The organism is Lentibacter sp. XHP0401 (genome assembly GCF_025751535.1).
Lineage (GTDB): Bacteria > Pseudomonadota > Alphaproteobacteria > Rhodobacterales > Rhodobacteraceae > Lentibacter.
In genome coordinates this window covers 187,034-200,086 of sequence record NZ_JAOWLC010000008.1, presented here as the reverse complement: position 1 = coordinate 200,086, position 13,053 = coordinate 187,034, and the positions used below count along the sequence as shown (strand labels likewise).

Genomic DNA, 13,053 nt, shown 5'->3' with positions numbered 1-13,053 from the left:
GCTCGTTCAGGGCAAATAGGGAGGACGCCACGATGATGGGAATGATGATGCAACAGGCGCTGCTGGTCAGCGATATTCTCGAGTATGCAGTCGACGCCCATGGCGATAGCGAGATCATCTCGGTGCGCACCGAGGGCGACTTTCACCGCCAGACCTACCGCGAAACAGCCGCCCGCACGGCACAGCTCGCTCACGCCCTCAAAGCCCAAGGCATCGAAACAGGCGACCGCGTAGCAACCCTCGCGTGGAACGGCCACCGCCACTTCGAGCTTTACTATGGCGTCTCCGGCATCGGTGCGGTTGTCCACACAATCAACCCCCGCCTTTCGCCCGAGCAACTCATCTATATCGTCAACCACGCCGCCGATAAGATGCTCTTCACCGATGTCACCTTCGTGCCGCTGCTGGAGGCGGTGAAAGACCATCTCCCCGAAAATATGCGCTACGTCATCATGACAGACCGCGCCCATATGCCCGAAACCACCCTCAAGGCGCTCTGCTACGAAGAGTTGCTTGAAGGCCAGCCAGAACAGATCGACTGGCCGCAAATGGATGAAAACACCGCGACTGCGCTTTGCTATACCTCCGGCACAACAGGCAACCCCAAGGGCGCGCTCTACTCGCACCGCTCTACCGTTCTGCATGCGCTCTATGTCACGCTGGTGCTCGGCGCAGGCTACCCGCCTGCCTCCAAAATACTCCCCGTCGTGCCACAGTTTCACGTTAACGCATGGGGCCTGCCCTATGCCGCGCCGCTTATGGGCCATTCGCTTGTCATGCCCGGCCCGGCGCTTGATGGCCCAAGCCTGTTCAAGCTCATGGACAGCGAGAAAGTCTTCTCCGCTTGGGGCGTGCCCACTGTCTGGCAGGGTCTCGCCAACGAGATCAAGGCACAAGGCCGCAAGCCCGAGAACTTCTCCGAAGTCGTCGTGGGCGGCTCGGCCGCGCCCCGCTCCATGATCGAAGGCTTCGAAAATCTGGGCGTTGATGTTGTCCACGCTTGGGGCATGACCGAGATGAGCCCCCTTGGCACTCACGGCAAAATGCCCCCATGGGTCAAGGCGCAAAGCTTCAAAGACCAGATCGACAAGAAATCACTCCAGGGGCGCCGCATCTTCGGGGTTGATCTCAAGATCAACGATGAAGACGGCAACCGCCTCCCGCATGATGGCCTGGCCACAGGCGAGCTATTCGTGCGCGGCAACGGCATCATCTCCGGTTATTTCGAGAACGAGGAAGCCACAAAAGAAGCGTTTGATGCAGAGGGCTGGTTCGGCACAGGCGACATTGCCAGCATTGATGAACACGGCTTCCTCAATATTCAGGACCGCGCCAAAGATCTCGTGAAATCAGGTGGCGAGTGGATCAGCTCGATTGATCTCGAAAACACCGCGCTGGCGCACCCCGATATCGCCAGTTGCGCAGTCATCGCGATACCACATCCCAAATGGGACGAGCGCCCCGTGCTTGTCGCCGTGCCTGCGGGCGAAGCACGCCCCGGCCTTGAAGAGCTACATGCGCTTATGTCCGAACATTTCGCCAAATGGCAACTGCCCGATGATGTGGTCTGGGTCGAAGCCCTCCCGCTCACCGCCACAGGCAAGGTGAGTAAACTCACCCTGCGCAAACAATTTGAAGACTACACACTGCCGGAGCTGCGCACATGATGACCCCTGACAAACTCTTTGACCTCACAGGCAAGGTTGCCCTCGTCACTGGCGGCGCCACAGGCATTGGCCGCATGGCTGCCGAGGGGCTTATCGCCGCTGGCGCGCGGGTTCTCATCGCCTCACGCAAGGCTGCGGCCTGCGAGGCCGTGGCAAACGAGCTAAACGCCATGGGCTACATAGGGAAAGCCGAGGGTTTCGGAGGTGACGTCGCCTCCGAGGAAGGCATCGCGGCTCTCGTGGCCGAGGTCGAGAGCCGCACAGACAAGCTCCACATCCTCATGAACAACGCTGGCCGCTCTTGGGGGGCGCCCCTGGGCCAACACCCCTACGATGCATGGGACAAGCTTCTCAAGCTCAACGTGCAAGGCATGTTTCACCTCACCCAATCACTCCTGCCCCTGCTTCTGAAAGCCGCAAACGCCGCAGACCCTGCCCGCGTCGTCAATGTCGGCTCGGTGATGGGGGACCTTCCCAAAGGCACAACAACCTATTCCTACGCCGTCTCAAAAGGCGCGGTGCACCACATGACCCGCGTGCTCAGCAACGATCTTGCGCCCGAGTTTATCACCGTCAACGCCCTCGCCCCCGGCCCCTTTCCCTCAAACATGACAGACTTTGCCCTTGGCTCCGAAGAGGGCCGAGCGCAATCAGCCAAAGGCGTGCCTCTAGGCCGCGTCGGAAGCCCCGAAGACATTGCAGGCGCCATGCAGTTTCTCTGCTCACGCGCAGGCGCATATGTCAGCGGAGCCATCCTGCCGCTCTCGGGCGGCATGCAATCCTCGACACAGATTTCGCTCTTCAACGAGGATCTCTAGTGGCCGAGACACAAACCCTTTCCGAGATGCAGGCGCAGCTTGGCCAAGAAGTCGGCACGAGCCGCTGGTATGAGATGAGTGCCGCCCGCATCAAAGCCTTCGCCGATGTGACAGAAGACTGGCAGCCCATCCACATTGACGAAGCCGCAGGCGCTACCAGCCCCTTTGGCAACACCATCGCGCATGGCTTTCTTACGCTCTCGCTGCTTTCGGCCATGGTCTATGAAATGCCGGCGTTGCAAGGCGAGGCGATGGGCATCAACTACGGGTTCGACCGTGTCCGCTTCCTCGCGCCAGTGCCCACAGGCGCGCGCGTTCGAGGCCGCTTCACACTGGCCGAGCTTACCCCGCGCAGCGACGGTGGCTATATGCTCACCTATGATGTCACTGTCGAGATCGAAGGCGTAACAAAACCCGCCCTCGCCGCCCGCTGGCTCGGCGTGCGCTACCTGAATGAGGCCACACATTGACCGATACCCAATCACTCGATACCAAGGCCGTTGGCCAATGGCTCTCCACCCATTTGGAAGGCTTCTCAGGCCCGCTCACGGCGGAGAAGTTCCCGCAGGGCCAGTCCAACCCGACCTACCTGCTCAAAACCCCTGCGCAAAACTATGTGCTTCGCCGCAAGCCTGCGGGCGTTTTGCTCAAATCGGCTCACGCGGTTGAGCGCGAGTTCCGCGTGCAAAAGGCGCTGGCGGGTTCCGATGTGCCTGTCGCGCAAATGCATTTGCTTTGTGAAGATGACAGCGTCATCGGCTCGGCCTTTTATGTGATGGAGGCCATCATAGGCCGCAGCTTTGGCGAACCAACGATGCCAAGCCTCGCGCCGCCCGAGCGCCACGCCGTGATTGACGAGATGAACCGTGTCCTGGCCGCAATCCACGATGTAGACATTACAACAGCGGGCCTCGCCGACTATGGCCCCGAGGGCAACTACTACGCCCGCCAGATCACCCGCTGGGCCAAACAATACGAAGCCAGCCAGACAGCCGACATCCCCGATATGAACGCGCTCATCGATTGGCTGCAAAGCAATATCCCCGCCGATGACGGCCAGCGCACCTTGGTGCATGGCGATTACCGCATCGACAACCTGCTCTTCTCCCCCACCGAGCCGAACATCGCCGCAGTGCTTGATTGGGAGCTAAGCACAATCGGCCACCCCTACGCCGACCTTGCTGCTGTTATCATGCAGTGGTCCATGCCGCAGGGCGCCGAAGGACGTGGGCTTCTAGGGGTTGATCGCGCCGCCCATGGCCTCATGTCGGACGAGGAGTTCATTGCCGCCTATTGCGCGCGCCGTGGCCTTGCGGGTATCGACAGGTTCGGCTTCTATCTCGCCTTTTGTTATTTTCGCATGGGAGCTATCCTGCAAGGCGTTCTCAAACGCGCGCTTGATGGTAACGCTTCTTCCCCCGAGCAAGCCAAGCGCCTCGGCGCATATGTTCCCGCCTTCGCAACAGCGGGCCTCAAAGCCGCAAGGACAGCCTGATGACCTCTCTCATAGAAGCCCCCTATCCCTTTCAGGAAACCCTCGGTTTCACTGTGACCGACTGGACAGACGGGGCCTGCACCCTCATCCAGCCTCTCCATGATCACCTCGGAAACCGCTATCTCATCCTGCATGGCGGCGTGCATGCCACGCTTCTGGATACCGCCATGGGCTTCGCCGTTGCCTACACGGGTGACCCCGAGTTGCGCCAGCTGGTCATGACCCTGTCGCTCAACGTGAGCTATCTTGGCGTCGCCACAGGCGAGTCTGTCACAGTCACAGGGCGCAAAACGGGCGGCGGGCGTTCCACGGCCTTCGCCTCGGGCGAAATCCACGACAGCACAGGCGCGCTCATCGCAACTGCGACAGGCGTGTTCCGCTATCGCGGCACAGAAAAAAGGACCGATACAAAATGACCGACAGCATGCAGCAAATCACCCTCGCCGCCCGCCCCGAAGGCGCGCCCAAAGACAGCGACTTTGCGCTGGTGGAGAAGCCGCTTCCCGAGCCTGCCGAAGGTGAAGTGCTTGTCCGCGTCCAGGCTTTCTCGCTTGACCCTTACATGCGTGGCCGCATGGATGATGCCAAATCCTACGCCGCCCCCGTGCCCATCGACGGGGTTATGGAAGCGGGCGGTGTGGGCGAGGTCATCGCCTCGCGTTCCCCTCATTTCGCCGTGGGCGACAGCGTTTTCGGCATGTTCGGCTGGGCCACCCACGGCTGCCTGCCCGCAAACCAGCTGCGCAAACTCGACAGATCTCTTCCCGCCACAACGGCGCTTGGTGTCCTCGGAATGCCCGGCTTCACGGGCTGGTATGGCCTCACCGAGCTTGGCCGCCCCAAGGCTGGCGAAACCCTCGTTGTCGCGGCAGCCACTGGCCCTGTCGGCTCCATGGTCGGGCAAATCGCCAAGGCCCGTGGCCTGCGCACCGTGGCCATAGCAGGGGGCGCTGAGAAATGCGCACTCGCAATGGAGAAATTCGGTTTTGACGCAGCGATTGATCACCGCGCTTATGAAGATGCGCGCAGCCTGCGCAAAGCGCTGGCCGAAGCCGCGCCCGATGGCATTGACATCTACTTTGAAAATGTCGGCGGCAAGGTTTTCGAGGCTGTGCTTCCGCTCATGAATACCTTTGGCCGCATCCCCCTCTGCGGGATGATCTCGGGCTACAACGCAGGCGCTCTCAGCAGTACCAAAGCCCAAGGCCCCGACAGGCTCCCCATGCTCTGGAGCTCGATCCTCGTAAAGCAAATGTCCGTCAACGGCTTCATTATTTCCAACCACTACGAGCATTACCCAACCTTCCTCAAAGAGGTTGCACCCCTCGTCGCTTCGGGCAAAATCTCCTATCTGGAGGATATCGCAAAGGGGTTGGACAACGCTCCGCAGGCCTTCATGGGGATGCTCGAAGGGCGCAACACAGGCAAGCAAATCGTTCAGCTTACCTAGACAAATCACCCGTTTTCACTGTGAACGAAATCCACCCGTATTTTGCCACTTTCTCGCCACATTGCAGCATGTAGGGGAAGCTCCCCAAGCTTCCACTACATGTGCTGGAAAATGTTTGCGGCATTCCCCAAATGAAAACTTTATTCAATAACCACGATATGTTAGCCTAGTCTCAAATTAAAATTGGCCAGTCGGGCAAATCGGCGGCACTTGAGGCAGAAAAAGGCGAAAGCTGTGAGGCAGTATATATCCGTGGTCCGTTTGGGCCAGATCTTCTTGGCATGTGTATGGATGATTTTCGCGGTTCCGATAGCCGCGTTGGCAGCCCCCTATGCCGCACTGGTTATGGATGCACGCACAGGAGAAGTGCTGCACGCCACCAACGCCGACACCCGCCTGCATCCTGCCTCTCTCACAAAAATGATGACGCTCTACATTGCCTTCGAAGCCATCGAGAAGGGCGAGATCAGCCTCGATACAAACATTCGCGTATCCAAGAATGCGGCAGCCGAGCCACCCTCCAAGCTTGGCCTTAGAGCGGGGCAAACAATCAAGCTGCGCTATTGCGTCCGCGCTGCGGCGGTCAAATCGGCCAACGACTGTGCTACAGCCATCGGCGAGGCCATCGCAGGCTCCGAGGCCAAATTCGCCCGCCGGATGAACCGCACGGCGCAAGCTCTTGGCATGACCCGCACAACCTTCAAAAACGCTCATGGCCTCACAGAAAACGGCCATATGTCGACAGCGCGTGATATGTCCATCCTTGGCCGCCACGTGCTCTATGACTATCCCGAGTATTACAATCTCTTCTCGCGCAGGTCAGCCGATGCCGGCATCGCACAAGTTGCGAATACAAACCGCCGCCTGCTGGCCGCTTACAAAGGTGCCGACGGCATCAAAACCGGCTATACCCGCGCTGCTGGCTTCAACCTTGTATCATCGGCGCAGCGCGGCAACGAACGCATCATCGCCACTGTGTTTGGCGGCCGCTCCACAGCCTCGCGCAATGCAAAAGTGGCCGAGTTGCTCGACCTTGGCTTCCGCCGCGCTCCCAGCAACGCCCGCACAAACAAGCCCGATACGCCCGACTACGGCAGCGAAACAGGGCCGCTCATTGCCGACAACGGCCAAAGCAACAACGGCAAGGCAGGTAAAACCATCCGCCTCGTGACTGCTGTAAAGACAAGTCTCCGCCCTCAATTGCGCCCATCTTCAGAGCCGGCGCCTGTGATCGTCGCCATGAAAGACGACATCAAGGAAGCTCTGAAACAGGCGCAAGCTTTGGAAGTCGCAGCCGCCGCCTCCCCCGTCAGCAATATCCCCGATACCAACCCCGAGGCCCGGCCCACGGATCTGGTGCTCGCCAGTGTTCAGACAGCCGTGCGCGCCAAGCAGGTTCAAGCTCCCACACGCGAAGTTGTGACCCGTGTGTCCACTTCTGGTGGAAAGCACTGGGGGATAAACGTAGGGCGCTACGGCTCGCGGTATGAGGCCGAGCGCGTGTTGCTCAAAACGGCCCTGAACGAGATGGAAACGCTCGACGGCTCTCTGCGCAAAGTCATACAGCGCCCACGCGGCTTTGAGGCCAACTTCAACGGCCTCTCCCGTGAACGGGCCGAACTGGCCTGCCGGCGCCTACAAGCGCGCAATGTCACATGCTTCATGATCGGGCCGAGCTAAGGCGAGGCTACAGCTCACACGCTTCCATTCGAGCGCTGAAACAAAGTCAAAGCCTCCCCTCGTGGAGGCTTTCCTTATTTTCAGGGGTCAGTCTTGCTTCGGCTTGTCGTCGTATTCGTCCGACAGTATCCGCCGTGCATCGCCCTCAGGATCATCATACTGATTGGTGCGCAGCGTATAGAAGAAAAAAGCAAGTCCGGCCCCGCCCAAGACAAGCGAAATAGGGATCAGATAGGACAGAATGTTCAAGGTTTACCCTCTCAAGCGCATCGCGTTGAGGGAGACAGTAATCGAAGAGGACGACATCGCCAAGGCCGCGATCAGCGGGGTTGCAAAACCGGCAATCGCCAGCGGAACCGCGATGATGTTGTAAACCGTGGCGATCTGGAAATTTTCCTTGATCCGCCGCACAGCCGATTGCGCCGTGAGCGTGGCTTCGGCGATGGGTGCAAGGTTACCGCCCAGCAGCACGATATCGCTCGCCACACGCGCCGCATCCAAAGCGCTCGCAGGCGAGATGGAAACATGCGCCGCCGTCAGCGCCGCCGTGTCGTTGAGCCCGTCTCCCACCATCAAAACCTTGTGGCCCTCGGCCTCCAGCTCGACAATGCGCGCGGCTTTTTCGCTTGGCAGCGCTTCCGCCACCCATGTCTCAATGCCGAGGCGTTTCGCCATCGCCTCAACAGCAAGGCGCGTATCGCCAGACATCAGTATCACATCCTTACCAGCCGCCTTGAGCGCGCTCACAGCCTCTTCGGCCCCGGCGCGCAAACTGTCGGTAAATTCCAGAGCAACAGGCGCTGCCTCTCCGCGCTTGAGCCAGGTGCTCGTGACAGCCCCCGCCTCCGCGCCAACCCATGCCGCGCGGCCAAGCCGCACCGTTGCCCCCTTGTATTCAGCCTCGGCCCCGTATCCCGGAACTTCGCGCAGGTTTTCAAGCCGTGCAGGCTGAACCCCCGCTGCCTTGCCCGCAGCCCAGATCGCCCGGGAAAGCGGATGCGACGACCCCTCCGCCAAAGCCGTGGCCAGCGCCATATCATCGGGCTTGACCCCGTCAAAATTGGTCAGCTCGGGTGTGCCTTCCGTCAGCGTTCCGGTTTTGTCAAACACCACAGTGTCCACCTGCGCCAGCCGTTCCATCGCGGTTTCATGTTTGATCAGCATCCCCTTGCGAAACAGCTTGCCGCTCGCCGCCGTTGTCACAGCAGGCACGGCAAGGCCAAGCGCGCAGGGGCAAGTGATAATAAGAACCGCCGCCGCAATATTGAGCGCAACACGCAAATCACCCGAGTAAAAATACCACCCAAGGAAAGCCAAAACCGAAAGAATATGCACACCTGGCGCATAAAGCTTTGCAGCCGCATCAGCCAGTGAAGTATATTTCGAGCGGCCCGATTCAGCGATAGCTACCAGATCAGCCATACGGTGCAGGGAGGTCTCCTCGCCCACAGCCGTGGCGCGGATTTTGAGCGGCCCTGTCAGATTCACTTCGCCCGCCGAAACAGCCTGCCCAACATCAGCGAACACAGGCAAGCTCTCACCCGTCAGAAGCGAGCGGTCCAACTCGCTGCGGCCTTCCACAATCTCACCGTCCACAGGCATCCGCCCGCCGGGGCGCACGAGAATAACATCGCCAATCACCAGTTTGGCTGTTGCAATCTCGCGCTCTTCCCCGTCTTGCACAATCGTCACGCGCGGCACTTCAAGCGCGGCCAGCTCTTCCGCCGCCGAACGCGCAATCGCGCGGGTGCGGTGGTCAAGATAACGGCCCGCAAGCAGGAAAAAGGTCAGCGTGAGCGCGGCATCAAAATAAGCATGCTCGCCCGAAAGCGTTGTTTCCCAAAGCGAGGTGACAAGCGCCAACACAATCGCCAGCACGATCGGCACATCCATGTTAAGCCGCCCCGCCTTGAGCGCGCCCCAAGCACTGCGGAAAAAGGGTTGGCCCGAAAAGGCGATGGTCGGCAGCGTGATTGCTGCGGATATCCAGTGAAACATATCGCGTGTGGCGTCTTCCGCCCCGGACCAGACCGAAACGCTCAAGAGCATAACGTTCATCGAGGCAAAACCTGCCACCGCCAGCCGCATCAAAAGTTCGCGGCCTGCGCGGTCTGTCTCGGTTGCGCTCAATGTGCCTGCGTCAAGTTCGTGCGCCTCATAGCCAATGCCTTCCAGCACCTCGACAAGCTGGCGCGCCGTCACGTCGTTTTCGGCTTCAATCGTTGCGCGCTTGAGCGTCAGGTTCACCCGCGCGCTCTTCACTCCCGGCTCCGCCGCCAACCGCCGCTCCACTGCCGAAATACAGGCGGCGCAGTGAATTGTCGGCAACGACAGGGCAAGCCGCGCATCCTTTTGCGCGGCACGCTCGGCCAAATCTTCCGCAGCTGGCGCCGCAGAACAGGCTGGACAGGCTGATATACCGGTGCTCACGCTTGTGTCCTTACTTCTTCACATGCAGAACAAGCCGCTGTGTGTAAAGCGTGCCATCCTCGGCAACCGCCTCCATGCGAATGTTCCAATTGCCTCGTTCCAGCTGCACAGGCGCAACAAAAGCAGTGCCGTCGTGCGTAAACTCAAGCACCTGATCATCCTTTACTTGCGTGGCACGGCCCAACACAGCCTCCATAGATGTCGGATAGACAGGGTTGCCGTCGGCTCCGTTCATCACAAGGCGCAGCACCCCCGCCTCAGCACTGGCACTCACATCCCAGCCAAGCGCCTCTTGCGCGGCCTTACGCTCGTTAAACTGCTGGCTGGCCACATAGGAGTTTTTCACTTCAAGGCCCGGGAAAGTTTTGACAGCATTGTAAGCCAGAAGCAGATTCACCGAGATGATAATCCCGAAGGCTGCAACAAACCCGAACAAAACATGCCGGCCCGTGAGTTCTTTAGGCATCAGTTGGCCCTTCCGTTAAAGATGGTGTCCTTATAAGCGCGTTCGCCCGAGGTGATATCTTCGGCCCAAAGGCGGATATCAACCCGTTCGCTTTCGGCAGGCTCCGATCCGGGAGGTGCCACAACATAGGTGCGCACAAGCTGGGTGGTGTCTGCGGGAACGATGATCTCGCCTCCCTCAACCCCCTCAATTTCAAGCACAAGCGATGCATCTCCAACAACAGTTACCGCAAAGGCACGCGCCTCGCCCTGTTTGTTGAGCAAGCGCACTTCATAGACATTGCGGATCGAGCCGTCAGACAGGGTCACATAAGTCGGGTTACGCACCGGCGCGACTGTCATTTCAATATCGGAGCGGATGAACAAAGCAACCACAAGCAAGATACCCACAATCGACCACAAGGTGGTGTAAAGTATCGTGCGGGGCCGCAGAACGTGTTTCCAGATAGGTTTAGGGTCCATACCCGCGCGCTCGTTGGTCTCATCTGTCAGGGCAATATAATCGATCAAACCGCGGGGTTTGCCGATCTTGTCCATAACCTCGTCGCAAGCATCAATACAAAGCGCACAAGTGATACACTCCATTTGCTGGCCGTCACGAATATCAATACCCATAGGGCAAACGTTCACACAGGCCATGCAGTCAATGCAATCGCCCTGATCAGGATCAAGCGCGCCCTTGCGCATCTTGCCACGCGGCTCGCCGCGCCAGTCGCGATACGCCACAGTCAGGGTGTCTTCATCAATCATCGCAGCCTGAATACGTGGCCACGGGCAGGCGTAGATACACACCTGCTCACGGGCAATCCCGCCAAAAGCAAATGTGGTTGCCGTCAGAACAAGAATGGTTGTGTATGCAATGGGGTGTGCTGTGCCATTGATCAAATTCACAATAAGCGTTGGCGCATCCGTGAAGTAAAACACCCAAGCCCCACCTGTCGCCAAAGCGATCAGAAGCCAGCTTGCCCATTTTGTGAGCCGCAGCCTGACTTTGGTAATGTCCCACTTTTTCTGGCGGTGAAGGCGCAGGCGCGCGTTGCGGTCGCCTTCAATCCAGCGTTCAACCAGAATAAACAAATCGGTCCAGACAGTCTGGGGGCAGGCATAACCACACCAGACACGCCCCAAAGCCGAGGTAAACAGAAACAGCCCGAGGCCCGCCATAACCAGCAGCCCAGCGACAAAATAAAATTCGTGGGGCCAGATTTCGATCCAGAAAAAATAGAAGCGGCGGCTCGCCAAATCAATCAGCACGGCCTGATCAGGCAAGCTCGGGCCACGATCCCAGCGGATCCAGGGCGTAATATAGTAAATACCCAAAGCAACGATCATGATCAGCCACTTGAGGTTACGAAACCTGCCATAGACCTTTCTAGGAAAAACAGGTTCGCGGGCTGCGTAGAGACTTGGGGGGGTGCTTGGTTGGGAATCTGACACGGACTCACTCCGTTAGAGGGTTTTATTCAAAGTCTTTCTTGCAGCCGTAGCGGCATTCCTCTTTGACCTGTATCAAATTTATATCTTTGAAGCATCTTTTCTGGTGTTTTCTCTAGCAAGTCTCTAATAAAGAAAGCACCGGGCTTCCTGAAACGCGCGAACAGGACGGAAGCACCGGTGTTAGAGGGCTAACAGGCGTTAGCCGACAAGGCCGCCGTATATTTCGGCGGCTTTTTGTCTTTGCGCCCGCCCTTCCGAGGGAAGCGGCCAGCGTAAAAACCATACCCTAGATTAGAGCCCCCACAGCCCTCGCGCTTTAATCTAAATCAAATCAGGTTCTTTTTTAAGCGTGCTTCCGCCCTCAGCCATGCCGCAAAAGCCTTTGCGACAGGCCTCAGCACCGCGCCCTTTCGGGTGACAAGATAGTAACCTCCCGTCATGCTCCGTTCCGGCTCTTCGTAAAGAAGGCTTAAGCGCCCCTCTGCAATATCGTTCTCAACAAACAACCGCGCCATACTGACAATACCTTGCCCACGCCGCGCAGCCTCAAGCGTCATGCTGCCTGAAAGATAGGTCACGCCCTCAACTCGTCCGTTATCAACACCATGCCCCCTCAGCCAGCGGCTGGCTTCGTGCACCCCTTCCTCCAAAAGCCAGTGAAAGGTCGACAAATCTGTCGGATCGGTTGTTTTGCCCCCCTGCACAAGCGATGGGGCTGCGACCACAACAATGTCTGTTGGCAGAATAAGTTCCGCATCCACGCCCTGCCAGTCTCCTTCACCGTGACGAATCGCAAGATCGATGCCGCCCGCCTCAAGCGATGCAAGAGCGGGGGAGGCGTTCATCATCAATTCGATGTTCTTATGGTTGGCACGAAACGAAGGCAAACGCGGCAAAAGCCAGTTCGCAGCAAAGCTCGGCGTGGTGCTGATCTGAAGCGCGCGCCTGGCGTCACGTCCTGTTAGCTCCCCCACCACTTGCTCTATTGCACCAAAACCCAGCTCAAGCGCGCCGGCCAGCCGTGCACCCTCCTCCGTCAGCTCCAGCCGTCGTCCGCCCCGCACCACCAGAGCAAGCCCCATATGCGCCTCAAGCGCCTTGATTTGCTGGCTTACAGCGGCGTGGCTCACATTCAAAAGCGCGCCTGCCGCTTGCGCACTGCCCGCCTCGGCCAAAGCCGCAAAAGCCCTCAGGGCCGTAAGTGGCGGCATGTTCTGCCAAGCCGTCATGTTAGTTTTCCTTACATATGCCAATTATTCCTGATTAGCAGAAACGCGGCGTTTAGTCGATAAACATAGGCATCAACGCGCAATCAGGAGAAACATCATGCTCGGAATACTCGCCAAATCTTTCATGAATGCCGCTCGGCAGCCTGACCAGAAATGGAACGCCCCTGACCAGTGGACTGAAAAAGACCCGCAAAAGGAAAAAGCCCGTGATTGATCCGATTTTCGATCGGCCGCGTCACCTTATACACCGGCAAGACACACGACGCTGGCCCTGGCGCCGTGGCCGCTGGGCTGGCCCGACAGATCACCGCTAGACACAAAAAAGCCGGGGGAAAATCCCCCGGCTTTTTATGAAAAGAGACACCGGACCTCCAGGAAACGC

The 13,053-nt window shown here is 58.8% G+C and carries 12 protein-coding genes; 7 read left to right on the top strand and 5 right to left on the bottom strand.

Features of this window, described 5'->3' with window-relative positions:
* The first annotated feature begins 32 nt into the window (after nt 1–32).
* From OE750_RS12045 to OE750_RS12015, 7 genes are all read left to right on the top strand, one after another.
* The gene (locus OE750_RS12045) at nt 33–1,667 is read left to right on the top strand and encodes a long-chain-fatty-acid--CoA ligase (RefSeq protein ID WP_263764472.1); all 1,635 of its coding nucleotides are present in this window, start codon (nt 33–35) and stop codon (nt 1,665–1,667) included.
* The gene (locus OE750_RS12040; protein ID WP_263764494.1) at nt 1,667–2,485 is read left to right on the top strand and encodes an SDR family oxidoreductase; all 819 of its coding nucleotides are present in this window, start codon (nt 1,667–1,669) and stop codon (nt 2,483–2,485) included. The genes OE750_RS12045 and OE750_RS12040 overlap by 1 nt, the downstream gene beginning before the upstream one ends.
* On the top strand, nt 2,485–2,955 hold the full coding sequence (locus OE750_RS12035) for a MaoC family dehydratase (RefSeq protein ID WP_318528000.1): 471 nt from the start codon (nt 2,485–2,487) through the stop codon (nt 2,953–2,955). Before OE750_RS12040 ends, OE750_RS12035 begins: the two co-directional genes overlap by 1 nt.
* Nucleotides 2,952–3,980: a phosphotransferase family protein gene (locus OE750_RS12030; RefSeq protein WP_263764471.1), complete on the top strand. Its 1,029-nt coding sequence runs from the start codon at nt 2,952–2,954 to the stop codon at nt 3,978–3,980. Before OE750_RS12035 ends, OE750_RS12030 begins: the two co-directional genes overlap by 4 nt.
* Complete coding sequence (locus OE750_RS12025; protein ID WP_263764470.1) at nt 3,980–4,396, top strand: PaaI family thioesterase; 417 nt, start codon at nt 3,980–3,982, stop codon at nt 4,394–4,396. Before OE750_RS12030 ends, OE750_RS12025 begins: the two co-directional genes overlap by 1 nt.
* Nucleotides 4,393–5,430, top strand: coding sequence for an NADP-dependent oxidoreductase (locus OE750_RS12020; protein WP_263764469.1), 1,038 nt, complete (start codon nt 4,393–4,395; stop codon nt 5,428–5,430). Before OE750_RS12025 ends, OE750_RS12020 begins: the two co-directional genes overlap by 4 nt.
* Before the next feature lie 291 nt (nt 5,431–5,721).
* Nucleotides 5,722–7,110 (top strand): D-alanyl-D-alanine carboxypeptidase family protein, encoded by a 1,389-nt coding sequence (locus OE750_RS12015; RefSeq protein ID WP_263764492.1) that lies wholly within the window; start codon nt 5,722–5,724, stop codon nt 7,108–7,110.
* A gap of 87 nt (nt 7,111–7,197) precedes the next feature.
* On the opposite strand, the gene ccoS is transcribed toward OE750_RS12015, so the two are convergent.
* From ccoS to OE750_RS11990, 5 genes are all read right to left on the bottom strand, one after another.
* Nucleotides 7,198–7,359 carry a cbb3-type cytochrome oxidase assembly protein CcoS gene (gene ccoS, locus OE750_RS12010; RefSeq protein WP_263764468.1) on the bottom strand — a complete coding sequence of 54 codons (162 nt, stop codon included), beginning with the start codon at nt 7,357–7,359 and terminating at the stop codon, nt 7,198–7,200.
* A 3-nt stretch (nt 7,360–7,362) separates the two neighbouring features.
* The gene (locus tag OE750_RS12005) at nt 7,363–9,540 is read right to left on the bottom strand and encodes a heavy metal translocating P-type ATPase (protein ID WP_263764467.1); all 2,178 of its coding nucleotides are present in this window, start codon (nt 9,538–9,540) and stop codon (nt 7,363–7,365) included.
* Between the two features lie 10 nt (nt 9,541–9,550).
* Nucleotides 9,551–10,006 (bottom strand): FixH family protein, encoded by a 456-nt coding sequence (locus OE750_RS12000; RefSeq protein WP_263764466.1) that lies wholly within the window; start codon nt 10,004–10,006, stop codon nt 9,551–9,553.
* A complete protein-coding gene (gene ccoG / locus OE750_RS11995; RefSeq protein ID WP_263764465.1) occupies nt 10,006–11,442 on the bottom strand; it encodes a cytochrome c oxidase accessory protein CcoG in 1,437 nt (478 codons plus the stop codon). The genes OE750_RS12000 and ccoG overlap by 1 nt, the downstream gene beginning before the upstream one ends.
* 326 nt (nt 11,443–11,768) lie before the next feature.
* Entirely contained in the window at nt 11,769–12,671 is a 903-nt protein-coding gene (locus tag OE750_RS11990; protein WP_263764464.1) for a LysR family transcriptional regulator, read from the bottom strand.
* Nucleotides 12,672–13,053 lie beyond the last annotated feature (382 nt).

Excerpts from the sequence above, each read along its gene's own strand:
- OE750_RS12000 (WP_263764466.1), bottom strand. The coding sequence starts at position 10,006 with ATGCCTAAAGAACTCACGGGCCGGCATGTTTTGTTCGGGTTTGTTGCA.
- OE750_RS12025 (WP_263764470.1), top strand. The coding sequence starts at position 3,980 with ATGACCTCTCTCATAGAAGCCCCCTATCCCTTTCAGGAAACCCTCGGT.
- OE750_RS12015 (WP_263764492.1), top strand. The coding sequence starts at position 5,722 with ATGATTTTCGCGGTTCCGATAGCCGCGTTGGCAGCCCCCTATGCCGCA.
- OE750_RS12040 (WP_263764494.1), top strand. The coding sequence starts at position 1,667 with ATGACCCCTGACAAACTCTTTGACCTCACAGGCAAGGTTGCCCTCGTC.
- OE750_RS11990 (WP_263764464.1), bottom strand. The coding sequence starts at position 12,671 with ATGACGGCTTGGCAGAACATGCCGCCACTTACGGCCCTGAGGGCTTTT.
- OE750_RS12045 (WP_263764472.1), top strand. The coding sequence starts at position 33 with ATGATGGGAATGATGATGCAACAGGCGCTGCTGGTCAGCGATATTCTC.
- OE750_RS12020 (WP_263764469.1), top strand. The coding sequence starts at position 4,393 with ATGACCGACAGCATGCAGCAAATCACCCTCGCCGCCCGCCCCGAAGGC.